The 25,956-nt window shown below is 71.1% G+C and carries 23 protein-coding genes, 2 tRNA genes, 1 pseudogene and 1 riboswitch; of the genes and pseudogenes, 11 read left to right on the top strand and 15 right to left on the bottom strand.

Features of this window, described 5'->3' with window-relative positions:
- The first annotated feature begins 57 nt into the window (after window positions 1-57).
- The 6 genes from ehuB to IE185_RS29760 all read left to right on the top strand — a co-directional run bounded on the left by ehuB (window position 58) and on the right by IE185_RS29760 (window position 4,091).
- Window positions 58-960: an ectoine/hydroxyectoine ABC transporter substrate-binding protein EhuB gene (gene ehuB, locus IE185_RS29785; RefSeq protein ID WP_138894270.1), complete on the top strand. Its 903-nt coding sequence runs from the start codon at window positions 58-60 to the stop codon at window positions 958-960.
- Complete coding sequence (gene ehuC, locus IE185_RS29780) at window positions 957-1,640, top strand: ectoine/hydroxyectoine ABC transporter permease subunit EhuC (protein ID WP_138894271.1); 684 nt, start codon at window positions 957-959, stop codon at window positions 1,638-1,640. Before ehuB ends, ehuC begins: the two co-directional genes overlap by 4 nt.
- Window positions 1,637-2,287: an ectoine/hydroxyectoine ABC transporter permease subunit EhuD gene (ehuD, locus tag IE185_RS29775; RefSeq protein ID WP_138894272.1), complete on the top strand. Its 651-nt coding sequence runs from the start codon at window positions 1,637-1,639 to the stop codon at window positions 2,285-2,287. The genes ehuC and ehuD overlap by 4 nt, the downstream gene beginning before the upstream one ends.
- Window positions 2,277-3,032, top strand: coding sequence for an ectoine/hydroxyectoine ABC transporter ATP-binding protein EhuA (ehuA, locus tag IE185_RS29770; protein ID WP_138894273.1), 756 nt, complete (start codon window positions 2,277-2,279; stop codon window positions 3,030-3,032). Before ehuD ends, ehuA begins: the two co-directional genes overlap by 11 nt.
- A gap of 166 nt (window positions 3,033-3,198) precedes the next feature.
- Window positions 3,199-3,957: an IclR family transcriptional regulator gene (locus IE185_RS29765; RefSeq protein WP_138894274.1), complete on the top strand. Its 759-nt coding sequence runs from the start codon at window positions 3,199-3,201 to the stop codon at window positions 3,955-3,957.
- Window positions 3,958-4,017: 60 nt separating this feature from the next.
- A tRNA-Lys gene (locus IE185_RS29760) sits at window positions 4,018-4,091 on the top strand.
- 83 nt (window positions 4,092-4,174) lie between these two features.
- Here IE185_RS29760 and IE185_RS29755 read toward each other — a convergent pair.
- The 4 genes and pseudogenes from IE185_RS29755 to IE185_RS29740 all read right to left on the bottom strand — a co-directional run bounded on the left by IE185_RS29755 (window position 4,175) and on the right by IE185_RS29740 (window position 9,159).
- Entirely contained in the window at window positions 4,175-5,827 is a 1,653-nt protein-coding gene (locus tag IE185_RS29755; protein ID WP_138894275.1) for an AMP-binding protein, read from the bottom strand.
- Window positions 5,828-5,853: 26 nt separating this feature from the next.
- Complete coding sequence (locus tag IE185_RS29750; protein WP_138894276.1) at window positions 5,854-6,444, bottom strand: lytic polysaccharide monooxygenase auxiliary activity family 9 protein; 591 nt, start codon at window positions 6,442-6,444, stop codon at window positions 5,854-5,856.
- A 120-nt stretch (window positions 6,445-6,564) separates the two neighbouring features.
- A pseudogene (locus IE185_RS29745) lies at window positions 6,565-7,743 on the bottom strand (SPFH domain-containing protein); the annotation flags it as partial.
- A 54-nt stretch (window positions 7,744-7,797) separates the two neighbouring features.
- Entirely contained in the window at window positions 7,798-9,159 is a 1,362-nt protein-coding gene (locus IE185_RS29740; RefSeq protein ID WP_189716378.1) for a peptidoglycan-binding protein, read from the bottom strand.
- A gap of 168 nt (window positions 9,160-9,327) precedes the next feature.
- Here IE185_RS29740 and IE185_RS29735 point away from each other — a divergent pair.
- The 3 genes from IE185_RS29735 to glxA all read left to right on the top strand — a co-directional run bounded on the left by IE185_RS29735 (window position 9,328) and on the right by glxA (window position 13,727).
- Window positions 9,328-9,401: transfer RNA gene (locus IE185_RS29735), tRNA-Lys, on the top strand.
- A 448-nt stretch (window positions 9,402-9,849) separates the two neighbouring features.
- The gene (locus IE185_RS29730; protein ID WP_138896548.1) at window positions 9,850-11,796 is read left to right on the top strand and encodes a glycosyltransferase family 2 protein; all 1,947 of its coding nucleotides are present in this window, start codon (window positions 9,850-9,852) and stop codon (window positions 11,794-11,796) included.
- Window positions 11,793-13,727 (top strand): radical copper oxidase GlxA, encoded by a 1,935-nt coding sequence (glxA, locus tag IE185_RS29725; protein WP_138896549.1) that lies wholly within the window; start codon window positions 11,793-11,795, stop codon window positions 13,725-13,727. Before IE185_RS29730 ends, glxA begins: the two co-directional genes overlap by 4 nt.
- Before the next feature lie 71 nt (window positions 13,728-13,798).
- Here glxA and IE185_RS29720 read toward each other — a convergent pair whose 3' ends face one another.
- Window positions 13,799-14,830: a glycoside hydrolase family 6 protein gene (locus tag IE185_RS29720; RefSeq protein ID WP_138896556.1), complete on the bottom strand. Its 1,032-nt coding sequence runs from the start codon at window positions 14,828-14,830 to the stop codon at window positions 13,799-13,801.
- Window positions 14,831-15,003: 173 nt separating this feature from the next.
- A riboswitch (cobalamin riboswitch) is annotated at window positions 15,004-15,132 on the top strand.
- Window positions 15,133-15,165: 33 nt separating this feature from the next.
- On the opposite strand from IE185_RS29720, the gene IE185_RS29715 reads away from it, so the two are divergent.
- Window positions 15,166-15,384 (top strand): CbtB domain-containing protein, encoded by a 219-nt coding sequence (locus tag IE185_RS29715; RefSeq protein WP_138896550.1) that lies wholly within the window; start codon window positions 15,166-15,168, stop codon window positions 15,382-15,384.
- Window positions 15,385-15,401: 17 nt separating this feature from the next.
- Window positions 15,402-16,163, top strand: coding sequence for a CbtA family protein (locus IE185_RS29710; protein WP_138896551.1), 762 nt, complete (start codon window positions 15,402-15,404; stop codon window positions 16,161-16,163).
- A 55-nt stretch (window positions 16,164-16,218) separates the two neighbouring features.
- On the opposite strand, the gene IE185_RS29705 is transcribed toward IE185_RS29710, so the two are convergent.
- From IE185_RS29705 to IE185_RS29660, 10 genes are all read right to left on the bottom strand, one after another.
- On the bottom strand, window positions 16,219-16,881 hold the full coding sequence (locus tag IE185_RS29705; RefSeq protein ID WP_138896552.1) for a class F sortase: 663 nt from the start codon (window positions 16,879-16,881) through the stop codon (window positions 16,219-16,221).
- Between the two features lies 1 nt (window position 16,882).
- Entirely contained in the window at window positions 16,883-17,446 is a 564-nt protein-coding gene (locus IE185_RS29700; RefSeq protein ID WP_138896553.1) for a hypothetical protein, read from the bottom strand.
- 118 nt (window positions 17,447-17,564) lie between these two features.
- Window positions 17,565-18,344: an HAD-IIA family hydrolase gene (locus tag IE185_RS29695; protein ID WP_138896554.1), complete on the bottom strand. Its 780-nt coding sequence runs from the start codon at window positions 18,342-18,344 to the stop codon at window positions 17,565-17,567.
- A gap of 74 nt (window positions 18,345-18,418) precedes the next feature.
- Entirely contained in the window at window positions 18,419-19,966 is a 1,548-nt protein-coding gene (locus tag IE185_RS29690; RefSeq protein WP_189716376.1) for an alkaline phosphatase family protein, read from the bottom strand.
- Window positions 19,967-20,081: 115 nt separating this feature from the next.
- Entirely contained in the window at window positions 20,082-21,152 is a 1,071-nt protein-coding gene (locus IE185_RS29685; RefSeq protein WP_138899055.1) for a 2-aminoethylphosphonate ABC transporter substrate-binding protein, read from the bottom strand.
- 15 nt (window positions 21,153-21,167) lie between these two features.
- Window positions 21,168-21,965: an ABC transporter permease gene (locus tag IE185_RS29680; protein WP_138899056.1), complete on the bottom strand. Its 798-nt coding sequence runs from the start codon at window positions 21,963-21,965 to the stop codon at window positions 21,168-21,170.
- Window positions 21,952-23,025, bottom strand: coding sequence for a 2-aminoethylphosphonate ABC transporter permease subunit (locus tag IE185_RS29675; RefSeq protein ID WP_308432832.1), 1,074 nt, complete (start codon window positions 23,023-23,025; stop codon window positions 21,952-21,954). Before IE185_RS29675 ends, IE185_RS29680 begins: the two co-directional genes overlap by 14 nt.
- On the bottom strand, window positions 23,018-24,073 hold the full coding sequence (locus tag IE185_RS29670) for an ABC transporter ATP-binding protein (RefSeq protein ID WP_138898996.1): 1,056 nt from the start codon (window positions 24,071-24,073) through the stop codon (window positions 23,018-23,020). Before IE185_RS29670 ends, IE185_RS29675 begins: the two co-directional genes overlap by 8 nt.
- Window positions 24,070-24,804 carry a phosphonatase-like hydrolase gene (locus IE185_RS29665; RefSeq protein ID WP_138898997.1) on the bottom strand — a complete coding sequence of 245 codons (735 nt, stop codon included), beginning with the start codon at window positions 24,802-24,804 and terminating at the stop codon, window positions 24,070-24,072. The genes IE185_RS29670 and IE185_RS29665 overlap by 4 nt, the downstream gene beginning before the upstream one ends.
- A gap of 8 nt (window positions 24,805-24,812) precedes the next feature.
- Window positions 24,813-25,934 carry a TIGR03364 family FAD-dependent oxidoreductase gene (locus tag IE185_RS29660; RefSeq protein WP_138898995.1) on the bottom strand — a complete coding sequence of 374 codons (1,122 nt, stop codon included), beginning with the start codon at window positions 25,932-25,934 and terminating at the stop codon, window positions 24,813-24,815.
- Window positions 25,935-25,956 lie beyond the last annotated feature (22 nt).

Raw genomic sequence — 25,956 nt, 5'->3', positions numbered from 1 at the left:
TGACATGGGCCGGAATTCGTCGGCATGCCCGGGCTGGAGTGGGGTAGCCGCGCGCCCATGGCTCCACCACCAGGGAACGACTCAGGCAGCACCACAAGACCTTCCATACGCCGGCGCTCGCTTCTGTTCGGCACGGCCGCGCTGGGCGCCGCGGGGGCGCTCGGCGCGGCGGGCTGCGCCAAGGTCCCGTCGGGCGACACGCTCGCCCGCCTCAGATCACAGGGCACGGTCCGGCTCGGCATCGCCGGCGAGGCTCCGTACGGGTACATCGACGAGCAGGGCGAGTTCACCGGCGAGGCGGTGGAACTGGCCAAGGTCATCTTCAAGCGGCTGGGCGTGCCGAAGGTGCAGCCTTCCCCCACCGACTTCTCCTCGCTGATCCCCGGCCTGCAGTCGCAGCAGTTCGACGTGGTCTCCGCCGGGATGTACATCAACAAGGAACGCTGCGCGCAGGTCCTGTTCGCGGATCCCGAGTACCAGATGCTCGACGCGTTCATCGTGCGCAAGGGCAACCCGAAGAAGCTCCACTCGTACCAGGACGTCGTCGGGGCGAAGGCGAGGATAGCCACCGGCGCCGGGTACGCCGAGCTCGACTACGCGGTGGCCGCGGGGATCCCGCGCGGGGAGATAGCCATCTTCCAGGACCCGGTGGCGGGCCTGAACGCGGTGGAGTCCGGTCGGGTCGACGTCTTCGCCGGCACGGCCCTGACCGGCCGGGGCGTGGTGAAAAAGAGCACGAAGGCCGAGGCGACGAAGCCCTTCGCGCCGCTCGTGGACGGCAGGAAGAAGGTGGACGGCGGCGGCTTCGCCTTCCGTCTCGGCGACGCGGAGCTGCGCGACGCCTTCAACGTGGAGATCCACCGGATGAAGAAGAGCGGCGAACTGCTGCGGATCCTGCGGCCGTTCGGCTTCACCGAGGCGGAGATGACCACGATGACCGCAGAGGAGCTGTGCGCATGACAGCCGGACTGTGGACGCACTGGATACTCCCCGGCATCTGGATCACGATCCAGCTGACGGTGTACAGCGCCGCGCTGGCCACGCTCGTGGCCTTCGGCATCGGCATCGCCCGTACCCACCACTCACGCGTCGTCCGCTTCCTGGCGGGCTTCTACACGGAGGTCTTCCGCGGCACGTCGGCGCTGGTGCTGATGTTCTGGCTGTTCTTCGTGATGCCGGGCCTCTTCGGCTGGGCGCTCGTCCCGATGTGGGCGGCCGTCCTGGCGCTGGGACTCTCGTACGGGGCGTACGGCGCCGAGGTGGTGCGCGGCGCGCTGAACGCGGTGGCACCCGCGCAGCGCGAGGCGGGCGTGGCGCTCAGCTTCACCCCCTGGCAGCGGATGCGGCTGGTCCTGCTGCCACAGGCGGTGCCCGAGATGATCCCGCCCTTCAACAACCTGCTGATCGAGCTGCTCAAGGGCACGGCGCTGGTGTCGCTGCTCGGAGTGGCCGACACGTCGTTCGCCGCCTACCTGGTGCGCCTGGCGACCCAGGAGAGCGTCGAGATCTACTCGGTGACCCTGGTCGTCTACTTCGTGATCGCCTTCGTCCTCACCCGCGGCATGCGGGTGCTCGAACGCAGGACCAAGGCCGGCGTCGGGATCACCGCCGGGGCCGCCGGAGCCGGAGGGGCACGATGAACCACTGGGACTGGTCCGCCGTCACGGACTTCATGCCGACGTTCTGGGACGGCCTGCTCGTCACGCTCCAGGTGCTGGTGCTCGGCTCGCTGCTGTCGTTCACGCTCGGCCTGGTCTGGGCGATCGGATACCGCGGGCCGCGCTGGGTCCGCTGGCCGGTGAACGCCGTCACCGAGTTCATCCGCAACACTCCGCTGCTGGTGCAGCTGTTCTTCTTCTACTTCGTCCTGCCGGAGTGGGGCGTGCAGGCCTCGGCGCTGACCACCGGCACCCTCGCGATCGGGCTGCACTACTCGACGTACACCGCGCAGGTCTACCGGGCCGGCATCGACGCCGTTCCGGCCGGGCAGTGGGAGGCGGCGACGGCGCTCAGCCTGCCGGTTCCGCGCACCTGGTTCGCGGTGATCCTGCCGCAGGCGATCCGGCGGATCGTGCCCGCTCTGGGCAACTACGTGATCTCGATGCTGAAGGACACTCCGCTGCTCATGGCCATCGGCGTACTGGAGATGCTCCAGCAGGCCCGGCTGGCGAGCGCGCAGACCTTCCAGTACGCCGAGCCGCTGACCGTCGTCGGCGTCGCCTTCATCCTCATCGCCTACCCGGCTTCTCTTCTCATGCGAGCCCTGGAGCGTCGTCTTGTCCGCTGACCCGACCCCCCACGAGCTGATCCGTTTCGACAACGTCACCAAGCGGTTCGGCGACAACACCGTCCTGGACAACCTCTGCTTCTCGGTCGAGACCGGGAAGCACGTGACCCTCATCGGGCCGTCCGGGTCCGGCAAGACCACGATCCTGCGGCTGCTGATGACCCTGGTGAAGCCCGACGAGGGGGTGATCAGCGTGAACGGCGGCCGGCTGTTCCCGGCGGACGAGAAGGAGGTCCGCGAGGTCCGCAAGAACATCGGCATGGTGTTCCAGCAGTTCAACCTCTTCCCCCATATGAACGTCCTGCGCAATGTCACCGAGGCGCCGGTGCGGGTCCTCGGCATGTCGAAGGACGAGGCCGCCGAGCGCGCCAAGGGCCTGCTGGACCTGGTCGGGCTCGGCGACAAGCAGGACATGCGGCCCACCCAGCTCTCCGGCGGCCAGCAGCAGCGGGTCGCCATCGCCCGGGCACTGGCGATGCGTCCGCAGGTGCTGCTCCTGGACGAGGTGACGTCGGCGCTGGACCCGGAGCTGGTGGCGGGCGTTCTCGACGTACTGCGTGACATCGCCCGTACGACGGACATCACCATGCTCTGCGTCACGCACGAGATGAACTTCGCGCGGGACATCTCGGACGACGTGTTGATGTTCGACGCGGGGCGGGTCATCGAGTCCGGCTCCCCCGAGAAGATCTTCAGCGATCCGGAGCACGAACGTACGCGCGAGTTCCTGGGCGCGGTGCTCTGACCTCTCCTTCCGCCCGAAGATCCTGCCCCTGACATATGCGCGGGCGGCGCGTCCCGGCGCACGTCGCCGGGGCGCGCCACATTGTCGTCAACAGCGGCCCCACAAGGGGTTCTTGGCAGCTATCGTGGAACGGATGCAAGCGGTCACAACCTGGTAGGGGGAAACCGTGGCGCTGAAGCCGGAGCCGACCGCACCGTTCCACTCGGTGCAGTACGCCCTGCGTGTACTGGAGACGGTCTCCAAGCACGGCGGCGGTGTGACCGATGTCCAGATCGCCCGTGAGACCGGACTCCCGACCGCCCACCTGACCTCCCTGCTGCTGATGCTGCGCCGCGAGGGGTACGTGGAGCAGGTGGGGGACGGCGCGTACGTCGTCGGCGACTCGCTCGTCCTGCTCGGGTCGGGCTCCACCCGGCGCGAGGCCCTGCAGGCCAAGCTCCAGCAGACCCTCGACGAGCTGCGGGACACGGTGGGCGCGGCGATCTACATCAGCCGTTACATCGACGGCGAGATCAAGGTGACGCAGATCGCCGAGGGCCCGCGCACACCCAGGGTCAACGAGTGGGTCGACTTCAGGTCGGCGGCGCACGCCAGCGCGATCGGCAAGTGCCTGCTCACCCAGCTCGACCAGGACGGCCGCCGGGACCACCTCTCCCGCCACAAGACCGCCCGGCTCACCTCGAAGACGATCACCAACGAGCGGGTCCTGTTCTCCACGCTGGACAGCCAGCCGCCCACGGTGCCGGTGCTCGACCTCCAGGAGTACGCGGTGGGCACGGTCTGCGCGGCCGTGCCGCTCACGGCCGGCTCCTCGGTGGGCTGCCTGGCCCTGTCCCTGCCGGTGGAGCACGCGCACCGGCTGCGCTCGGCGGCGGACACCCTGAACCGCAGGGCTGCTCCGGTGGTGCTGTCGCTGGCCCTGTGACGACGGTCACCGGCCGTGGTGCGAGGCACCCCCGCGGACCAGGTACTATTTACGAGTCAAGCGCCGCTAGCTCAGTTGGTTAGAGCAGCTGACTCTTAATCAGCGGGTCCGGGGTTCGAGTCCCTGGCGGCGCACAGACGAAAGACCCTCGCGGAAGCGGGGGTCTTTTCCGTTCCCCCGCCCGCCTCCCTTCGCGTGCCGCTTCCCGTGATCCGGGTCACAGCGCCCGGCCGTGCGCCGCGTACTCCGCCACCAGCGCCGCCTCCTCGGCCCCGGTCAGCGGTACGTACGCGCCGCGCTCGCGCGCCCACCACACCGGGTCGGCGCAGCGGAACCCCTCGCGGCGCAGGGCCACCCGGTGCACCTTGTTCGTCGCCGTCACCGGCATCCGGGGGACGACGCGCACGAAGCGCGGGGCCATCTTCGTGCCCAGATCCGGCTGCGCCGCGAGGAACCGGGCGAACGCGGCCGGGGAGAACGCCGCGCCCTCGCGCAGCGCGACCGCCGCCATCACCTGGTCGCCCGCCACCGGGTCCGGTACGGCGTAGACCGCGACGGCCGCCGCGTCCGTCCAGCGGGCCAGGATGTTCTCGATCATCGCGGCGGCCAGGTTCTCGCTGTCCACCCGCAGGCGGTCGTCCGTACGGCCCGCGAAGTGCAGGAAACCGGCCGCGTCGCGGAAGAAGAGGTCACCGGTCCAATACCAGCCGCCCCGGCGGCGTTCCGCCTCCGCCGCCTCGTTGCGCCAGTACCCCTCGAAGGGATTCGGGCCCCGGTTGACCAGCTCGCCTATCGCTTCCGAGCCGTTCAGGAGGCGGCCCGCCGCGTCGAGCACGCCGGGCGGCCGTTCCCCGCCCGTCGCCGGGTCGACCACGGCGAGGTCGTCCCCGGGCGCCGCGCGCCCGATGGCGCCGGGTGGCGTGTCCGGGGTCCGCCGGATCGCGGCGCCGCCCTCCGAGGAGCCGTACCCCTCGACGAGGCGCACCCCGAACCGCGCCTCGAAGCGGGCCGCGTCGACCGCGCCCGCCTCCGTGCCGAAGCCGAGCCGCAGCGAGTGGTCCCGGTCGTCGGGGCGCTCGGGGGTGGCGAGCAGGTACTGGACGGCCCGGCCCACGTAGGTGAAGTACGTCGCGCCGTACGCCCGTACGTCGTCCAGGAACCGGGACGCCGAGAAGCGCCGCCGCAGGCCGATGCCCGCGCCGCCGGCGAGCGCGGGAGCCCAGTCCGCGATCACCGCGTTGCCGTGGAACATGGGCATGCAGACGTAGTGCACGTCGTCGGGACGGACGCGGAAGTGCGCGGCGAGCGACGCGCCCGCCGCCGCGAGACGCCCCTGGGTGCAGATCGCCGCCTTGGGCGCGCCGGTCGAGCCGGAGGTGAAGTACAGGAGCAGGCGGCTGCCGGGAGCGGGGCCGCCGGCGAGGGTCGCGCTGCCGGGCGTCGCACCGGCACAGGCGCGCAGGCGCTGCTCGTACGCGTCGGTGTCGGTGACCAGGATCCGTACGCCCGGCAGGCCGAGGCCGTCGAGCAGCGGCAGGTGGGCCCGTTCGGTGACCAGCACCCGGCAGTCGGTGTGCAGGATGTCGCGGGCCAGCTCGGCGCCGCGCCGGGTCGGGTTGACGCCGGCGACGGCGGCCCCCGCGAGGGCCGCCGCACTGAGCCACAGCGGGTACTCCGGCGTGTTGTCGAGCAGCACGGCGACGTGCGGCTCGGCTCCCCGTGGCAGCAGATCCACGAGGAGCGCGGCCCGCGCGGCGGCGCCCGCGGCGACCTGGTGGTGGCTGAGAACCAGATTCCCGGATCTCAGTCCCGGCCGGTGGTCGCCCCATTGGCGCTGTACGAGCTCCGCGACGGTGCCTGCGCTCCCCATGGCGCCGGAGGTTAGCTGACCAGACGTCAGAACTGAACGTCGGAGCAGGCGTAGAACGCGTTGGTCGTGTCCGCCACGTTCCAGACCGCCAGGATGATGTGGCGCCCGGTCTTCTGAGTCGGGACCGTGCCCTGGTGGGTCAGGGTGGACGGCGGCTGCTGACCGCCGTACGGCACCGTCATGAACGGCTGCGATTCCAGGGCCGCCCGGGTGAGCGGCCTGCTGGAGTCCCAGCCGTTCTTGGTGATGTAGTACCTGAAGTCGCTGGTGGCGTGCCGGGCGGTGAACTGCCAGCGGAAGCCGTAGCCCTGTCCGGCGGTGAGCCTGGTGGCGGGCCAGGCACCTCCGCGCGGGTCGTCGAGCTGGGCGAACTGGCCGTTGCCGCCGGCGCAGATCTTGCCGTCCGCCGGGCCGGAGGCGGGGAATCCCTTCGGCCCTTCGACGCTCTGCGGTTCCCATTGGATGTTGCCGCAGCCGGTCACCGTGCCGTTGGCGCAGAGCTTCTGACGGCTGATCGGGGCGTCGGTGTAGCCGTGGCTGCTCGCGCTGCCGGTGGCGAGGAAGGACACCCCGGCCATCGCGAGGCCGACGACGGCCGCACCTGTCTTTATTCGCATGCTTGCTCCTGAACGTGGGGGCAGTTCTGTGAGCTGTGCTGCGCGCGTTGTCTTGCGGTCTAGACCAAGTTCCAATGTATTAACGGGTCATGAACATGTCCAGACCAATCGCGGAGGCGTTCACAGTCCCTCCCCACGGCCCGTGTAGAAGGCCACCGTCAGGTCCTTCACGAGCGCCTTGCGCTCGTAGTCGTCCAGTTCGACCAGCCCGCGCGAGGTCAGCCGCGTCACCGTGTCGTCCACCGCGTCCACCACCGACGACAGCACGCTGTCCCGGTGCTGCGCGTCGAGCGCCGCGACCCGCCTGCGCCGCATCGCCGCCGCGACCTCGGGGGCGTACTCGATCCGCGTCGGCTGCACCGAGAAGACGTCGATGCCGACCGGCGCCGCCTCCGCCGCCAGCATCCCGGTCAGCGCGCCGCCGACCGCCTCCGCGTCGCGCAGGGTCGGCGCGCTGTCGTGGAAGGCGTCGGCCGGAAGCTGCGACAGCACCCGCGCCATGGCCGCCTCCACCTGCTCGCGCAGGTACCGGACGTGGTCCTCGACCGCGAGCACCGCCCGCGCCGTGTCCTTGATCCGCCACACCACGAGCACCACGACCCGCAGCGCCACCCCGTTCGCGTCCACGGCCTCCATCGGCTCGCTGCGCCAGTGCCGCAGCCGCACGTCGACCCGGCGGCGCAGCAGCAGCGGGCTCACCCACACCAGGCCGCTGCGGCGCACGGTCCCCCGGTAGTCGCCGAACAGCGAGAGCACCCACGCGTGTCCGACCCGCCCCCGGGCCAGACCGCCGAACGCGAACAGCACGACCGTCACCAGCGCGGCCAGCACCGCCCAGGTCCCGAGCGCGATCCCGTCGTACGGACGCAGGGGCAGCCCCAGCAGTACGGCCGCCGGCGGCGGCACCGCCCCCGTCCACCACACCAGCGCCGCGCCCGCCGCGAGCGCACCCGCCCCGGCCGCGACCCCGCACCAGCCGGGCAGCGCCGGCCCCGGCCGCTCCGCGAGCCCGGGGTCGCAGGGCGCGGCGGGCCGGGGCGAGCGCCCCCGCGCGGACACCGGTACGCCCGCGCCCGGCCGGGCAGCGGCGCCGCCCGCCGCCACGCGCGGCTGTTCGCCGGTGCCCTTCCTGCGGCTGATCACCGAGGCGCCCGGCGGCAGGGTCAGCGCGGTCGGGCCGGTGTCGTCGCGGAACAGCAGGTGCACCGGGATCTCGACGGTGGACTCGTTCCTGATGACCGGCGCCCTCGGCACGGGCTCGGGCCCCGGCCGGCCGGGAGCGGACGGCGCGTTGGAGCCGTCCGGCTCCGAGGTCTCTGAAGTCGTGGTGCTCATCGTTCCTCCGTCATGCCGTCATGCGAAGAGCCGCCGCCAGGTCTGCGGGCCGGGATAGCCGTCGGCCGCCGCGCCGCGCCAGCCCTGCGCGCGCTGGAACGCCTCGACGTTGCGCCGGTCCGCCTCGGTCCAGCGGGGTCCCGGCCCCGAGGTGTAGTGCTTGCCGTATCCCTTCCTCACCAGTTGCCTGCCGAGCATCTCGACGTACCCGTTCGACCGGCCGGGCCGGAAGTGCTCCCGGCCGGGGAACACCGTGGCGCCGGCCGTGCCGCCGGTGCCGCCGTCCCCGCCCCCGCCCTCGCCCTCGCCTGCGGCCGGGATGTCCTTGCCCGCGTTCTGGACGAGCAGCCGCCACGTGTGCGGCCCCGGCAGCCCGTCCGCCTCCGCGCCGCGCCAGCCCTGGGCGCGCTGGAACGCCTCGGTGGCGCGCCGGTCGGCCTCGCCCCAGCCGGGCCCGGGGCCCTGGCTGTAGAAGCGCTTGCCGCCCCGGGCGACGAGCATCTTGCCGAGCCGGGTGACGTACCGGTTGTTCGCACCCGGGCCGAAGGACTTCGCGCCCGGGTAGGCCGTCCCTGTGGACCCGCCGCCACCGGCCCCGCCGCCGGCCCCGCCGCTGATCCCGTTGTAGCGGTAGCCGACGTAGCGCGCGGAGTTGTTCCAGTAGGCGTACGGGGTGGCCAGCCGGCGGGTGTGCGGACGGGTCTGCTCGTACGCGATGTAGTGGGTGCGGCCGTCGTCGGACCAGCCGCCGAAGATCGTGACGTGCGAGCCCTTGTTCGGATCGGCGGGGTTGTGGAAGAGCAGGATGTCGCCGGGCTCCAGCTGGTCCTTGGCGGTGAGCGTGCCGTACTGGGCGAGGCTCCCCGTCCATTCGTTGCCGTCGAGGTTCCAAGCCATCGAGACGTAGCCCGAGCAGTCCTGCCGGTACCCGTCGCTCCAGTACTTCTCCATGCTGTACGGGACCCTGGCGTCCACCCAGCGCTTGGCGCGGTCGATGATCTCGGCCCTGGTCGTGATCCGCAGGGCCGGCCGGGTGGCGGTCGGCGTCACGTGCGCGGTGGGGGTCGTCTCGCCGTCCCGGCCCGGCCGGCCGCCGTGCAGCGGGCCGGGCCCGCCCTGCGGGGTGTCCGGGTCGTGGTCGGCTCCGGTACGGGCCGGCGCGTGCCCGGGGGCGACGGCGCTCGCGGCGCCGGCCGCGCCGCCGCCCAGGACCACGCCCGCGGCCGTGGCGAGGACCAGCGCGCGGCGGGCGCCGTGCGCGGCCGGGTGGCCGCCGGCCGCGACCGTCAGGCCGAGGGCGGCGGCCCGGCGCTCCTGGGCGCAGCCGGGGCAGCCGCAGTCGGCCGCGGGTTCGTACTCATCGAAAACCGGCATCGTCATGCGGTCCCCTCCCGTGGGTTTTTCTGGCGGATCTGCACGGGTGACAGTGTTTCAACTGTCTGGACATAACGCATGTTGACGGTCCAAATGATAATCAAACGGACAGCGCACGGCGTGGCCGGTCCGGAGCACCCGCGACCGTCGGGTAAAGTTCTCGGAGTCAGACAGGCGCCGCTAGCTCAGTTGGTTAGAGCAGCTGACTCTTAATCAGCGGGTCCGGGGTTCGAGTCCCTGGCGGCGCACACGACGTCGAAGCCCCCTCACCCAGCGTGAGGGGGCTTCGGCTTTTCCGGGACACTCCGGGCATGTCGCCCCCGCGCCGAACCCATGTCGCACCCAAATCGCAGAGGGCCCCCAAAGCCCGCGTATGACCGGTAAACACCTTGTTTCACCCTTGCGATCAAGGCGGGGGTCGTAGACCCTATCCTGGAGCCAGTGGCTCCAATGGGGCGGGCGGCTCCGGCACGTTGGGGGCGAAGCCGGCAGCCGGGGGGCTGCGGGAGCACAGGGGGCGGGGGCCCCGTTCTGAACAGATCCCGGGGCGGGCATCATGCAACCGGAAGGTTGTCGTCCCATGTCTGAAGGGATGACAGCAGGCCACTTGTGCGTCCGGAATGGTCGAGGGGGACCGGCACCGGGCGAAGAGACCGACGAACACACGCAGCCAGCATGCGTGCGGGGGGATGACTCATGACGTCGACGCCGACCGGCGCCCGGCACAACAACGACCCTTCCCGGACGGCCCAGCTCCGGGTACCCCCGCAGCTGCGGACCGGCGGGTCGCGCATACGGGCGAAGAAGCCGCTGCCCAGGTACGACTACGAGCACTACAGTCGGCTCGCCGGTCCGCTGACCCAGCCCGACCCGGCCAAGCCGTACACCGTGCAGTACCGCTCGCTGCTCTCGCAGGAGCCGCACCGCGTCCGCGCCGCCCTGCTGCTGTGCGCCGCGCCGCTGCTGTCGCTGGGTCTGTTCGTCTGGCTGATGCAGCCCGAGCACTGGACCGAGCGCGACCCCAACCTCAAGAACGACACGCTGCTGATCCTCGACATCGTCATGCTGGTCTCGATCGGTCTGATCGAGCTCTTCCGCACGATGAACGTCCTGTCGAACGCGCACGCGACCCTGGTCGCCCGCGACCCCGTCCCCGTCGTGCCCGAGACCGGCACCCGCGTCGCCTTCCTCACCTCCTTCGTGCCCGGCAAGGAACCGCTGGAGATGGTGACGAAGACGCTGGAGGCGGCGGTCAAGATCCGCCACCGCGGCCTGATGCACGTGTGGCTCCTCGACGAGGGCAACGACCCGGCGGTCAGGGAGGTCTGCGAGCGCCTCGGCGTGCACCACTTCTCCCGCAAGGGCGTCGCGAAGTGGAACCAGGCCAAGGGCCCGCACCGCGCCAAGACCAAGCACGGCAACTACAACGCCTGGCTCGACGCGCACGGCGACGACTACGACTTCTTCGCCTCCGTCGACACCGACCACGTGCCGCTGCCGAACTACCTGGAGCGGATGCTCGGCTACTTCCGCGACCCGGACATCGGCTTCGTCATCGGCCCGCAGGTCTACGGCAACTACGACACCTTCGTCACCAAGGCCGCCGAGTCGCAGCAGTTCCTCTTCCACGCCCTGATCCAGCGCGCCGGCAACCGCTACGGCGCGCCGATGTTCGTCGGCACGTCCAACGCCGTCCGCATCCGGGCACTCAAGCAGATCGGCGGCCTGTACGACTCGATCACCGAGGACATGGCGACGGGCTTCGAGATCCACCGCGCCACGAACCCGGTCACCGGCCGGAAGTGGCGCTCGGTCTACACGCCCGACGTGCTGGCCGTCGGCGAGGGACCGACCGCCTGGACGGACTTCTTCACGCAGCAGCTGCGCTGGTCGCGCGGCACGTACGAGACGATCCTCAAGCAGTACTGGAGGGGCTACGGCTCGCTGCCCGCGGGCAAGCTCTTCAACTACACGATGATGATCATCTTCTACCCGATGTCCGCCATGAACTGGATCCTCGCGGCGCTCAGCTGCGCCCTGTTCCTGGGCATGGGCGCCTCGGGTGTGCAGATCGACCCGGCGATCTGGATGATGCTGTACGGCAACGCCTCGGCGCTCCAGATCGGCCTCTACATCTGGAACCGCCGGCACAACGTCTCGCCGCACGAGCCCGAGGGCTCCGGCGGCCTGGCCGGCATGGTGATGTCCGCGCTCTCGGCGCCGATCTACGCGCGCTCGCTGATGGACGCCGTACTGCGCCGCAAGTCCGGCTTCGTGGTGACGCCCAAGGGCGACTCCTCCAGCCCCGACACGCTCTTCGGCACCTTCCGTATCCACCTGTTCTTCGTCCTGGTCTTCGGCGGATCGCTCGTCTCGTCCTTCTTCTTCGGCCACAACCATCCCGCGATGATCACCTGGGCCACGCTGGCCCTGCTGATCACGGCGGCGCCGATCTTCGCCTGGCGCTGGACCGTCCGCGACGAGAAGAAGAAGCGGAAGGGGCGCGGCAGGCACGGAGCGCCGCCGAACCAGTCCGAGCCGCCGGCCGGTCCCCCGCCCGAGGCTCACCCGCCGCAGCAGAAGCCCACCTGGGCCGCTTCCGACCAGACCATGCAGATAGCCCTTGGGGGACGTAAGAAATGAACTACCGTCCGAGCCGCCGCACCCGCCGCCTGGCGATAACGGGTGTGGTGGTGCTCGCTCTGGCGGGGATGAACGGGCCCGCGCTCTACCGCTTCGGCACGGAGCAGTACCACGACTACAAGATCAACCGGCCCGAGTACAAGGCGGAGAACGGCCACTGGGACTTCCTCGACGTCCCGTCGGAGTTCCGCATCAACACGATCCACGCCGCCCTGCTGCACACCGGCAAGGTGCTGCTGATCGCGGGTTCGGGCAACAACCAGAAGAACTTCGACGCCAAGAAGTTCGAGTCGGTGCTGTGGGACCCGAAGACCGACACGTACAAGAAGATCCCGACGCCCAAGGACATGTTCTGCGCCGGGCACACCCAGCTGCCCGACGGGAAGCTGCTGGTGGCGGGCGGCACCAAGCGGTACGAGAAACTCGAGGGCGACGTCACCAAGGCCGGCGGCCTGATGATCGTGCACAACGAGGACCCGGACGCCCCGAAGACGCTGCCCGCCGGCACCATCTTCACGGGCAAGAAGAACGGCAAGACGTACGTCTCCAAGGACCCGGTCCTCGTGGAGAAGGCCAAGAAGGTCTTCGACAAGCAGACCGGCCGCTTCCTGCGCACGGAGGCCGGGCTCGGCCGCATCTACGTCGAGGCCAAGGCGTCGGGCAAGAAGTACGAGTCCGGCACCGAGGACAACTACCGGGTCCACGGCCTGACGGGCACCGACGCCAAGAACGTGTACGGCATCGCGCAGAAGCTGGCCCTCGACAAGAAGGACTTCCAGGGCATCAAGGAGGCCTACGAGTTCGACCCGGTCGCGGAGAAGTACATCACCGTGGACCCGATGAACGAGGCCCGCTGGTACCCGACGCTCACCACGCTGGAGGACGGCAAGGTCCTGTCGCTGTCCGGCCTCGACGAGATCGGCCAGATCGTCCCCGGCAAGGACGAGATCTACGACCCCGCCACGAAGAAGTGGGAGTACACCGGGGTCATCCGGAAGTTCCCGACATACCCCGCGATCTTCCTGATGAACAACGGCAAGCTGTTCTACTCGGGCTCCAACGCCGGGTACGGGCCCGCCGACGAGGGCCGTGAGCCGGGCATCTGGGACCTGAAGACCAACAAGTTCAAGAAGATCCCCGGTCTGAGCGACCCGGACATGATGGAGACCTCCGCGACCGTGCGGCTGCCTCCCGCCCAGGACGAGAAGTTCATGGTCATCGGCGGCGGCGGCGTCGGCGAGTCGGAGAAGTCCAGCGAGAAGTCGCGCCTCGTCGACCTCAAGGAGTCCAACCCCCGCTTCAAGGACGGCGCCTCGCTCGACCAGGGCACCCGCTACCCCAGCGCGTCCCTGATGCCGGACGACACCGTCCTGATCACCGGCGGCTCCCACGACTACCGCGGGCGCGGCGGCTCGGACATCCTCCAGGCGCGGCTGTACGACGCCCAGACCGGCACGTACCGCCGGGTGGCCGACCCGGCCGTGGGCCGCAACTACCACTCGGGCTCGCTGCTGCTTCCCGACGGGCGCGTCATGATCTTCGGGTCCGACTCGCTGTACTCCGACAAGGCCAACACCCGGCCGGGCGTCTTCGAGCAGCGCATCGAGATCTACACGCCGCCGTACCTCTTCCGGGACGCGCGGCCCAAGCTCACGGGCGGCCCGAAGAAGATCGCGCGAGGCGGCACGGCGACCTTCGAGTCGGCGCACGCCGCGTCGCTCAAGGACGCGAAGCTGATGCGGCCCAGCGCCGTCACCCACGTCACCGACGTCGACCAGCGCACCGTCGCGCTGGAGATGAAGAAGACCAAGGACGGCATCTCGGTCACCGTGCCGAAGAACCGGGCACTGGTGCCCTCGGGCTACTACATGCTGTTCGTGACGGACGCTCAGGGCACGCCGTCCGAGGGGACCTGGATCGAGGTCCCGTAGCCCGGGAGTCCTGCGGAACGGGAAAGGGAGGGCCGCCCCGACGGGCGGCCCTCCCTTCGTGTTCCGCGCGGCTACTTCGCGTTGCGGGCCAGTTCGAGCGCGTACTCCTCGTACCACTCGCCGGCCTTCGGGCCGCCCTTGCAGTCGCCGTCCGACTCGCCGGGACGCTTGATCCACAGGAACGCGTCGACCAGTTCGTCACCGGTCTTGGTGGTCGGCTTCTCCCCGAGCGCGCGGCCCGGCGGATTGCACCAGCTCTCGGCGGGGTCGCCCCCGGTGTACGGACCGTTGCCGTTGCGGCTGGTGTCGATGACGAACGGCTTGCCGCCCACCTTCGCCGACAGCTTCTTGCCGAACTCCTTGCTGACCTCGGTGGTCTGGAAGTTGGAGACGTTCACCGAGAAGCCGTCCGCGTCCGCGATGCCCGCCCACTGGAGCGGCTCGAACAGCGAGTCCGGGGACTTCCAGCCCGCGTTGCCCGCGTCCAGGTACACCGTGACCTTCGGCTGCTGCTTGAGGCGCTTGATGGCGCCCTTGAGGAGGTCGTACCGCTCCTCGTGGAACTCGTCGGGCGTGCAGCCGTCGACCAGGTGCAGCACCGCGTCCGGCTCCAGGATCACGGTGGCCGGGCGGTCGCCGATGCCCTTGGCCACCTGGTCGGTCCAGGTCCGGTAGGCGTTGCCGTCGGCGGCGCCGCCCTTCGAGAACTGGCCGCAGTCGCGGTGCGGGATGTTGTAGAGGACGAGCAGGGCGTCACGGTCGGCCTTCTCGGCCGCCTCGGTGTACCCCTTCGCCTGCGCCTCGGCGTTCTCCGGGCCGATCCACTCGGCGGTCGGCTGCTCGGCGATCTTCCTGATGAGCTCGGCCTTCTCGTCCTCGCCCTTCTTGGCGAGCGCCCCGGCCTGCTTGGCGGCGTTTCCTTCCGGATTGACCCAGTAAGGGTCACTGCCCTTCGGCTGCTGCTTCATCGGCGGCAGGCTCGACCCGTCTCCTCCGTCACCCCCGGAGGAGGAACATCCCGCCAGGAGCAGCGCGGCCCCCACGGCCCCCACCGCGGCCACCCGGACACCCTTGCGCCTACGGCCGCTGTAACTGCCGTACATCCACTCCCCCTTGGCTGCGCTCAACAACGCGCTGAAGATTGCTGAGGACCCCCCGGCCCCTCCCCGGACACATCCGGTCGAAACCATCCTGACACACCGGCCGGGGGCGCAGGGCGTGCGGGCACTGGCCTGTTGACAGTGCTCATCCGGGCTGGGACGCTCCGTGGGACAACTCCACACATCGAGGCGACGGTGGACAGGAACCCGGTGCGAACCCGGGACGGTCCCGCCACTGTGACCGTGCGAGAGCCGAGTGCTGCCCGTACGGAAGTCAGGAACTGACCCGTCGTCCTCCTGCATTGGGGCGTGGAAACCCCAGAAGGAGGCACACCGGTATGTCACTGCACACCGCGCAGCACGCCGACACCGCGGCGGTCGAGTCCGCCACGACCACCACGCGCGACTGGCTGATCATGGCCGCCGCGGCGATCATCGCCGTGGTCGCGCTGTACGCCGTCTTCATGGACAACGGCACCGTCGTCACCGCGACGGGCGACTACCTGCACGAGTTCTCGCACGACGGCCGGCACCTCTTCGGTGCCCCCTGCCACTGATCGGGGCCGTACGCACCATGTCGACACCCGTACTCCCCCTGCTCGGACGCGGACTCGCGGCGGGCGGGGCGGCCGGTCTTGCCGCCGGCCTCTTCTCGCTCCTGCTCGCCGAGCCCCTGATGGACCGTGCGATCCGCCTGGAAGAGGCACGCTCCGCCGAGGAACACGCGCACGGTGCGGCGGCCACGGCCGTCCAGCACCACGAGGAACTGTTCTCCCGTTCGACCCAGCACTTCGGCCTGGTCGTCACGGCGGTCGCCGCCGGGCTCGCGCTGGGCGTCCTGTTCGCCCTCGCGTACGCCCTGGTGCACCGCCGGACAAGCCTCGCCGACCGGCCGTGGCAGCGTGCCCTCGCCTTCGGCGCGGCCGCGTTCGTCGCGGTCTCGCTGCTGCCGGGACTGCGCTATCCGGCGAACCCGCCGGGCGTGGGCGACTCCGGCACCGTCGCCGACCGCCAGGCCCTGTGGCTGGCCGCCGTCGTGATCGGCGTCCTCGGCATGGTGCTGGCGTGGCAGGTGTACGTACGCCTCGCGGACCGGTCGCTCCCGGTGCGGCAGGTCGCGGTGGCCCTCACGGGGGTCGCGACGCTCGCGGTGCTCTTCGCACTGCCGGGCAACCCGGACGAGGTCCCGGTGGCGGCGACGCTGCTGTGGGACTTCCGCGTCCTGTCGCTGGCCTCGCACGCGGTGCTGTGGGCGGTGTTCGCCGGGGTCTTCGGCGCGCTGGGCCTGCGCGCCGCCGGCCGCACCGCTCCGGCGGCAACGCCGGTGGCGGCCTAGGAGCGGCCGGCCGGCCCGTGCGCCCGCCGGGGGCGGGCCGGTCCCGGCCCGCCGGTCAGCTCTTGCCCGTACCGGTCAGGTAGGCGGAGACCACGACGTTGGCCGTGTAGGTGCGGGCCTTCTTGTCGTACGTTCCCCCGCAGGTGATCAGGCGCAGCTCCGCCCGGTCGCTCTCGCGGGGGCCGTACACCTTCTGCGGGTCGAAGCGTTCGCGGGTGAAGACCTGGATGTCGTCGATGGTGAACTCCAAGGTCTCTCCGCCGGTCCGCGCGAGCCGTACCTTCTCGCCGGGGCGGGCGGCGCTCAGACCGTAGAAGACGGCCGGTTTGCTCTCGGTGTCGACATGACCGACGAGCAGGGCGACTCCCCGGGCGCCGGGCTTCGTTCCGCCCTCGTACCAGCCGACCTTCGACGGCTGGTGGTACGGCGGCGGGTCGACGGCGCCCGACGCGTCGAGTCCGCGGGGCACGACCGGGGCCGTGATGCCGATGGAGGGCACCGTGACGTGCCGCGGCGCCGCGCCCTCGACGGGTGCGTGCGCGGGGGGCAGCGGCGTCCCCAGCGGGCGGCCGACGGCGGCCACGTCTCCGGTGGTGGGCGCCGAACTGCCGTCCGTGATCTCCCGGCCCCACAGCCACAGGCCGAGCAGCAGCACGGCCCACGCGACGCCGGTCAGCAGCCGTCCGCCGCCACCGGCCGGGCGGTCCTCGGCGGACATGTCAGTCCGAGTCCGTACGGCGACGACGCACGCTCCGGAACGCCACGGCCACCGCCGCCACGCCCGCCAGCACGAGACCGATCACCGTGTGCGGGGTCCCGGGCCCGCCCTCCTCGGTCGCGGCCGTCTCGGCCGTGCCGCCGCCGCCCGCGTGGACGGGCGCGATCGGGGTCGCGTGGTGGGTCGGGTGGTGCGTGGGCTTGTGGTGGTGGACCACCGTGACGGTGCCGTTGGCCTGGCCGCCGTCCTTGCACCGCACCCAGATCTCGTAGTCGCCGGCCTCGGCGTCCGACCGGATGCGGGCCTCGGCGAAGAGGTCGCCCCGGTCGGCGGCGGGGCTGAAGTGGGCGGGCGCCGCGAAGGCGTCGGACGTACCGGTGGCGTGTCTGCCCCGGCACACGTCGACGCGCAGATCCACCTCTCCTCCCGGAGCGATGGTGGACGGGGTGACGAGGACCCGTCCCTCGCCGTCGTTCTCGGTGGGGGCGGCGTGTGCCGCGGCCGCGGGCGCCATGACCGCCACGACGGCCGCACCGGCACACAGAGCGAGCTGTATTGAGCGCATAGTGAACCTCCTGGTACTAGGAAGATTCACCGGTACGGGCCGTTTCCGCATCTCCAGAGGCCCGTCACTGGGCCGTACGGGCCCCTGGAGACCGCCGTGCGACGGACGAGGGGGCCGGTCAGACGCGGTCGACGAGGTCCGCGATCGAGTCGACGATCGTCGAGGGCCGGAACGGGTAGCGGTCGACGTCCGCCGGACCGGTCAGGCCGGTGAGGACCAGGAACGTCTCCATGCCCGCTTCGAGCCCGGCGAGCACGTCGGTGTCCATCCGGTCGCCGATCATCGCGCTGGTCTCGGAGTGGGCGCCGATCGCGTTGAGCCCGGTCCGCATCATCAGCGGGTTGGGCTTGCCCGCGAAGTACGGGTCCTTGCCGGTGGCCTTGGTGATGAGCGCGGCGACGGCTCCGGTGGCGGGCAGCGGGCCCTCCCGGCTCGGGCCGGTCTCGTCCGGGTTGGTGCAGATGAAGCGGGCGCCGTCGTTGATGAGCCGGATGGCCTTGGTGAGGGCCTCGAAGCTGTACGTGCGCGTCTCGCCCAGCACCACGTAGTCGGGGTCGTGGTCGGTCAGGACGTACCCGATGTCGTGCAGCGCGGTGGTCAGTCCCGCCTCGCCGATGACGTACGCCGTGCCGCCGGGCCGCTGGTCGTCGAGGAACCGGGCGGTGGCGAGCGCCGAGGTCCAGATGTTCTCGACCGGCACGTCCAGGCCCATGCGGAACAGGCGGGCGTGCAGGTCGCGGGCGGTGTAGATCGAATTGTTCGTCAGCACCAGGAAGGGCCTGCCCGACTCGCGGAGCCGCTTGATGAAGGCATCGGCGCCGGGGATGGGCGTTCCCTCGTGGATGAGGACGCCGTCCATGTCGGTCAGCCATGATTCGATCGGCTTGCGCTCTGCCATGTGCCGGACTCCTGCCGTACGCAAAACAACGCTGGGGGCGCCCGGACCACACCGTCCGGGCGCCCCCAGCCTAATCAGGCTGCTGTGATCTTGACCCCGTCGATCACCCAGTACCAGTTGTTGCTGCCGGTGTAGTGGAAGCGGAAGCCCACGCTGGTGGCCCCGGACGGGACGTTCAGGGTCAGCGACTGGGGCTGCGAGACCACGTCCGCCGTGTACGACCGGACGGCGACCGGTGTGCCGCCGTTCCAGGAGGCGAGGATCCGGGCGCTCTGGCTGCCCTCCTGGCGGTAGAAGGTGGTGAAGCCGAGTGTGACGGTGCTCTTGCCGCCGACGGAGTACGCCGGGGTGACGAGCGTCGAGTCGTACGTACCGGAGAAGGTCTTGTCCGCCCACTCGTCGGAGTCGGCGACCGCGAAGACGCCGCGCGCGCGGACGTTGAGCTCGCGGGACTGGTCGCGCTGGGTCCTGGACCAGAACTCGTCGGTGGCGAACGACCAGCCCCGCCACTCGGTCGTGCCGCCCGTGCCCATGGCGTTGTTGATGACCGACCAGCCGCTGGGCGCGGTGTGCGTGAAGCCGAGGACCCCGGCCGGGATGCCGGTCTCGTCGACCCGCCCGGAGAGTGAGGGGTACAGGGCGTCGAAGGGGTCTGCGGACCGCTCCTGGACGGGCTTGCCGTCCAGGCCCCAGGCGGGGTCGGGCGTGATCCCGAGCTGCTTGAAGACGGTGGCGGCGACGTCGACGAGGCGCGTGTCGACGGGCCGGGAGCCGGCGGCGATCCCGGGGCCCTGGGCGAGGACGAACGTACGGCGCTCCTCGATGGCACTTCCGCCGTGGCCGCCGGCGTCGGCGTGGCCGTGGTCGGTGGTGACGACGACGGTCCAGCGCTCGGAGGCGTACGTCGGGCGTGCCTTGATCGCGGCGAGGAGGCGGCCGACGTAACCGTCCTGGACGTCGATCGCTTCGAGGTACTTGGGGCTGGCGGCACCCGAGCTGTGGCCGACGATGTCGGTCTGGCCGAAGTAGACGAACAGGACGTCCGGGTTCTGGTCGCGCAGGACCGACTCGGTGGTGGCGGCGATGGTCGCGTCGTGGCCGGTGTAGCCGTCGGCGTCACCGTCGAGTACGAGCTTCGCGTCGGCGCCGGGGGTGACCGTGCCCTGGGCGTCCAGGGGCTTCCAGTCGACGGCGGCGTAGGTGGAGAGGCCGGGGCGGACCTGGGCCAGGCGGGCCAGGAAGCCCGGGTACTTGGCGTAGTTCTTGCCGGTGAAGGTGTTGTCCTTCACCCCGTGCTTGTCGGGCCAGACCCCGGTGGAGACGGTCGACCAGCCGGGACCGGACGAGGTGGCCGCCATGGGGTTGGCGTACAGGAGCGAGGTGCCGTACGTGCCGTTCGCCATCAGGGACTTGAGGTGCGGGGCCCTGGCGGCGTCGATCCGGTCGTGGCGCAGGCCGTCCATTCCGATGACGAGCACCTTGTCAAGGCTGGTGCCGTTCGGGAGGGTGGGTGCGGCAGTGGCGGCGGCGGCCGGGGTGGCGCCGAGCGGTCCGGTGGCGGCGACGGCGGCGGCTGCCGTACCGGCAGCGAGGACGGAACGTCTGGGTATGCCTCGGGACATGTGATCCTCCAAGGAAAAGGACGAGGGTCCGGACCTGGACCAGACCCGTTACCTTTGCGTGACAGCGGTGACCGGTCCAGACCCTCGCAGCCGGGCTTGGCCGAGTGGTTACTGATCAGCTTCCGGTGGCCGACTTCCAGGCGTCGATGTAGTCGTCGAAGTGGGCGCCGATGTCCTGCCAGTCCGGCTCGAAGATCTCAACGCCCTTGATGACGCCCGCCAGTTCGGTGGCGTTGGTGTCCGTGGCCTCGATGTCCGTACGCGCCGGGAAGCCGCCGCCGATCTCGCTGACCTGTCGCTGCGCGCCCTCGGTGAGCATGAAGTCGAGGAGCTTCTTCCCGTTCTCGCCGTGCGGGGCCCTGGTGACGAGACCGGCGGCGTACGGCAGCGCGAACGTGGTGGGCTTCCCGCCCTCCCTGGCCGGGAACCAGATGCCCAGGTTCGGCATCGACTTGGACTGCGCGAAGTTCATCTGCACGTCGCCGTTGGCGACCAGGATCTCGCCCTTGTCGACCTTCGGGGCGAGCTTGGAGGTGGAGGAGGACGGGCCGACGTTGTTGGCCTGGAGCTTCTTCAGGTACGCCATCGCCGGCTCCTTGCCGCCGAAGTCGTGCATGGCCTTGATGACGACGGCGGTGCCGTCGCCCGCGACGCCGGGCGTGGAGTACTGGAGCTTGTCCTTGTACGCGGGGTCGAGGAGGTCCTCCCAGGTCTTCGGGGCCTCCTTCAGCACCTTCTTGTTGTGAACGAACCCGAAGTAGTTGTTGACGACGGACGTCCACGTGCCGTCGGGCGCCTTGTCGGCGGCGGCGACCTTGTCGGCGCCCCGCGGAACGTACTTCTGCAGCAGCCCCTTCTCGTCGGCCTGCTGGATGAAGGGCGGCAGGGTGACGACGACGTCCGCCTGGGTGTTGGACTTCTCGCGGACGGCTCGCTGCACCATCTCGCCGGAGCCGCCCTCGACGTACTCGACCTTGATGCCGGTCTTCTTCTCGAAGTCGGCGAAGACCCGGTCGTACCAGCCGTCGCCGTTCTCGCCCTTGAGGCCGTCGGCGCTGTAGACGGTGACGGTCTTCTCGTCGGAGGCGGCGGACGAGCCGCCGCAGGCGCACAGGGAGGCGGCGAGCACGAGGCTGCCGCAGACGGCGACGGCCGGCTGTGCGAGCGTGCGGGGGTTGCGGGGCATGACGTCTCACTTCTCCTAGCGGTACGAGGCTTTGGTGCGGATACGGGACACCGCGAGCAGCACGAGCAGCGTCGTGGCCATGAGGACGACGGCGACTGCCGAGCCGGTGAACAGGGAGCCGCGGTCGGTGGCGGTGAAGATCCGCACCGGGAGCGGCATCCAGTCGGGCGGGTAGAGCATCATGGTGGCGCTCAGTTCGCCCATGGACAGGGCGAAGCAGAGCCCGGCGGCCGCGTTGAGCGACGGCAGCAGGAGCGGGAGTTTCACCTTCCACAGGACGTACGAGGGGCGGGCGCCCAGGGACGCGGCCGCCTGTTCGTACATCGGGTCCAGGCGCCGGACGGCGGCCGAGACCGACTGGTGGGCGAACGCCGTGACCAGCACGGTGTGCGCGAGGATCACGATCCAGCGTGTGCCGTTGAGCAGCAGGGGCGGCTGCGAGAACGCGACGAGCACGGCGAGGCCGACCACCACGGACGGCACGGCGACGGGCAGCATGAACAGCGCGTCGAGCACCCGTTTCCCGCCGCGCCCGAGCGCGGCGGCGGCGAGCGCCGCCCAGGTTCCCACGGTCAGCGCGAGGAGGCTGGCGGTGAGCGCCGTGACCAGGCTGGTGGTGAGCGCCTGCAGCGACTCCCCGCGTACGGCGGCGGTGTAGTGCCCCGCGGTCGGGCCCGAGGGGAAGGCGCCGGACCAGTGGGTGGAGAACGACGCGGCGAGGATGACGAGGAGGGGCAGGGCGAAGAGCGGCACGAACAGGACGACGAAGAGCGCCCAGGCCGCCCACCTCCCCGTACGGCTATGCACCAACACGGCGGCTCACCACCCGGTAGAGGCTGTAGAGGCCCACGGAGATCGCGATGTTGACGACCGCGACGACGCAGGCGGCGGGATAGTCGGACGCGAGGATCGCCTCGCTGTAGACGAGCATCGGCAGGGTCGTGACGCCCTTGGCGCCGGTGAAGAGCACGATCCCGAACTCGTTCAGGCACATGACGAGGACGAGGCTGCCGCCGGCGGCGAGCGCCGGGAGCGCCTCGGGGAGGATCACCTGCCGGACGATCCGGGCGGGCCTGGCGCCCAGCGACGAGGCCACTTCGAGCTGCGCGGTGTCGAGCTGGGAGAAGGCGGCGAGCAGCGGGCGCATCACGAACGGCGTGAAGTACGTGATCTCGGCGAGGAGCACGCCCCAGGGGGTGGTGAGGAAGTGGAAGGGCCCCTCGGCGGCGCCGGTGACGTCCGTCCACAGCCCGTTGGCCATCCCGACCGTTCCGTAGACGAACAGCAGCGCGAGCGTGATCAGGAACGACGGGAAGGAGAGGAAGACGTCGATGAACTTGGCTACCGCCCGGCCGCCGGGGAAGGGTATGAAGGCGATGACCAGGGCCAGGACGAAGCCGAGGACGAGGCACCCGAGAGTGGCCCCCACGGCCAGCCACACAGTGGTCGACAGCGCTTCCCGGAACGCCTCGGAGGCGAACACCTCGGCGTACGGCTCGACAGAGGTGCCGCCCTCGTCGGGCGAGAGGGACTGCTGGACGACGAGGGCCAGCGGATAGAGGAAGAACAGCGCGAGCACACCGACGGGCGGCAGCGCCCACACCCACCGGGGGACGGCCCGGACCGGCGCGCCTGCGGGCGGGCCGGGGCGGCTGCCCGGGGCTGCGCCGGCTCCGGAACGGGGGCCTCGGGGTGCGGCGGCGTCGGCGTGGGGCACGGGGGCGTCGGACGGCGCGGGTGGGGCGCCGTCGGTGCGCGGGTCCGCGCTCCGGGTCCCGCCCGCGGAGGTGGTGCCGCCGCGTGCACCGGCACCGGTGGAGGCCGTGCGCACTCCTCCCCCGCCGCCCGCGGGCACGGCGTCCGCGCTAGCCATCGGAGGTCACCCCCGCCCCCAGCAGCACCGCGTCCTCGGGTGCGAAGTGCAGGGTGACCTCGGCGCCGAGTTCCGGCGTCTCGCGCAGCTCGCGCAGGTCCGCCTTGAGGCGCCGGCCGCCGACGTCGACGTACAGCCGGTGCGTGGCGCCGCGCCACTGGACCTCGGTGATCGTCCCCCGCAGCGCGTTCGGGCCGTCGCCGAGACCGACGAGGTGCGGGCGTACGCACAAGGTGGCCGTCGAACCGCTCGCCGCGCCCCCGGTGTCGACCTTCAGCGGCGTACCGGCGAAGGAGACGCCCGCGCCGCCGACCGCGACCGGCAGCAGGTTCGCGTTGCCGACGAAGGACGCGGTGAACTCGGTCCTCGGCCTGCGGTACAACTGCCGGGGCGTACCGCAGTCCTGGAGCCGCGCCTTGTCCATGACGGCGATGCGGTCCGCGAGGGTCAGCGCCTCGACCTGGTCGTGGGTGACGTACAGGATCGACACCTCCGGCAACTCGCGGTGCAGTCGGGCCAGTTCGGCCAGCATCCCGGACCTGAGCTGCGCGTCCAGCGCCGACAGCGGCTCGTCGAGGAGCAGCACGCCGGGCCGGACGGCGAGCGCCCGGGCGATGGCGACGCGCTGCTGCTGGCCTCCGGACAGCTCGCGGGGGTAGCGCGTCCCGTACGCCGCCATGCCGGTCATCTCCAGCGCCTCGGCGACCCGCCCGGGGATCTCGCCCTTGTTGACCTTCCGCGCCTTCAGGCCGAAGGCGACGTTGTCCTCGACGCGCAGGTGCGGGAAGAGGGCGTACTGCTGGACGACCATGCCGATGCCGCGCCGGTGCGGCGGCAGCCCGGTGACGTCGCGGTCCCCGATGAACACCCGCCCGGCGGCGGGCCGCACGAACCCCGCGACGGCGCGCAGGGCGGTGGTCTTGCCGGACCCCGAGGGGCCGAGCAGGGCCATGACCTCGCCCGGCTCGACGGTCAGGGAGAACGCGTCGAGGACCGTGGTGCCGCCGTACGCGACCGAGACGTCCTCGAAGCGGATGCCGCTGGTCATCGCCCCTCCCCGGCCAGCAGATCGGGCAGCTCGGCGACGGACGCGAGGACGTGCGTGGCGCCGTGGGCGAGGAGTTGCCCGCGGTCGTGCGCACCGGTCAGGACGCCCGCGACGACGCTCGCGCCGGATCGGACGCCGCTGAGCATGTCGTACGACGTGTCCCCGGCCACCGCGATCTCCCGCACCCCGTCGGCGGCCCCCGTGCGCAGCAGGGCGGCGAGCACCGTGTCCGGGTACGGGCGGCCCCGGCCTCCCGCGTCCGCCGGGCAGAGGGTCAGTTCGACGAGCCCCTGCCAGCCGAGGGCGTCGAGGATCGCGTCCTGGGTGACGCGGGCGAAGCCGGTGGTCAGGACGACGCGCCGGCCGTCGGAGCGCAGGTGCTCGATGGCCTCGCGGGCGCCGGGTACGGGCGCGATGTGCCCGGCGTCGACGAGGCTGCCGTACGCCTCCTCGAACGCGGCGTTGGCCCGCTGGGCCTCGGCCTCGTCCCCGAAGAGGTGCCGGAAGACGGAGATCTTGGACTCGCCCATGGTGGCGCGTACGTAGTCGAGCTTCACCGCGTGATCGGCCGATCCCGGTACGACACCGAGGCGTTCGGCGGCGGCGGAGAAGGCCCGCTCGACCAGTCCGCCGTCGGCGACGGTGGTGCCGGCCATGTCGAGGACGACCAGCTTGACCGTGCAGGGGTCGTTCACCGTGTCGTGCGTCGTGTCGTGCGTCGTGGCGTTCATCGTGGCGTTCACCAGCCCAGTTCGTTCGCGGTGGTTTCGGCGATCGCTGGGGAGCACGTCATGCCGCGCCCGCCGGGACCGGTCACCAGCCAGACGCCCTCGCGCACCTGCTGGCGGTGCACGACGCGGCTCGTGTCGGTGCACTGCGCGTACACGCCCGCCCAGCGGTGCCGGATCTTGGGGAGCGGGCGGCCGAGGAAGGACTCGGCGACTCGGGCGACGTGCTCGTACGGCTCCTCGACGACGTCGAAGGCGAAGGGGTGCTCGTACTCGTGGGTGTCACCGATGGTCAGTGCGCCGTCGCGGCGCTGGACCATGAGCAGCTGCATCCGGTGCGCGGCGGCGGTCGGGTCCTGGGCCTGACCGGCGTTCAGGGCGTCGAGGGCGGCGCTCGCGTAGGCGGGGTAGTAGCGGAAGCTGTCGGCGTCGGCGACGGAGGTGGTCAGGGTCTCGCCGAGCGGTTCGGTCTGCATCATCTGGAGGCGGACACGGCGTACGGGCAGGTCGGGGACGAGCTCCTTGACGAGCCCGCCGAGCCAGGCGCCCGTACAGAGGACGACCGCGTCGCCGGTGTGCACGTCGCCGTGGTCGTCGCGGACGGCGTTGTGTCCCACGACCTCCCGTACTTCGCGGCCGCCGAGGAAGGTGTAGCGGCCGGTGGCCAGCAGGGCCTGCTTGAGGGCGAGTGGGGCGGTGCGGGGCTCGACGGCGGCGTCGCGCTCGCACCACAGGGCGGCCTCGAACGCGCCGCGCAGGGCGGGGTTCAGGGCGCGGGCCTCTTCTGCGGTCAGCAGCTTGTAGCCGCGGGCCGCCGCGTCGGGCCGGCTCAGCGCGGCCTCGGCGACGGCCAGCTCCAGACCGTTGCGTACGGGGGTCAGCGAGCCGATGGCCCGGAAGCCGAGCCCGGGGACGCGGGCGCCGATCCCCTCCCACAGCTCGCGGGCGCGCAGGGCCGTCTCCAGCTCCTCACCACCCGCGCGCCCGCTGACCCATATCTGGCCGAAGTTGCGGAGGCTGGCCCCGCGCGCCTCCGTCTCGCGCTCGATCTGGACGACCTCGTGGCCGCGTTCCACTGCGTGCCAGGCGTGCATGGTTCCCACGACGCCGGCTCCAACGACTATGACTCTCACGGCGGCCACGCTCCTCGGGACG

Source organism: Streptomyces chryseus (assembly GCF_014650755.1).
In the GTDB taxonomy this organism is placed as follows: domain Bacteria; phylum Actinomycetota; class Actinomycetes; order Streptomycetales; family Streptomycetaceae; genus Streptomyces; species Streptomyces chryseus.
Note: the sequence above shows the minus strand (reverse complement) of the source record. Positions and strands in the feature narration are given on the sequence as shown.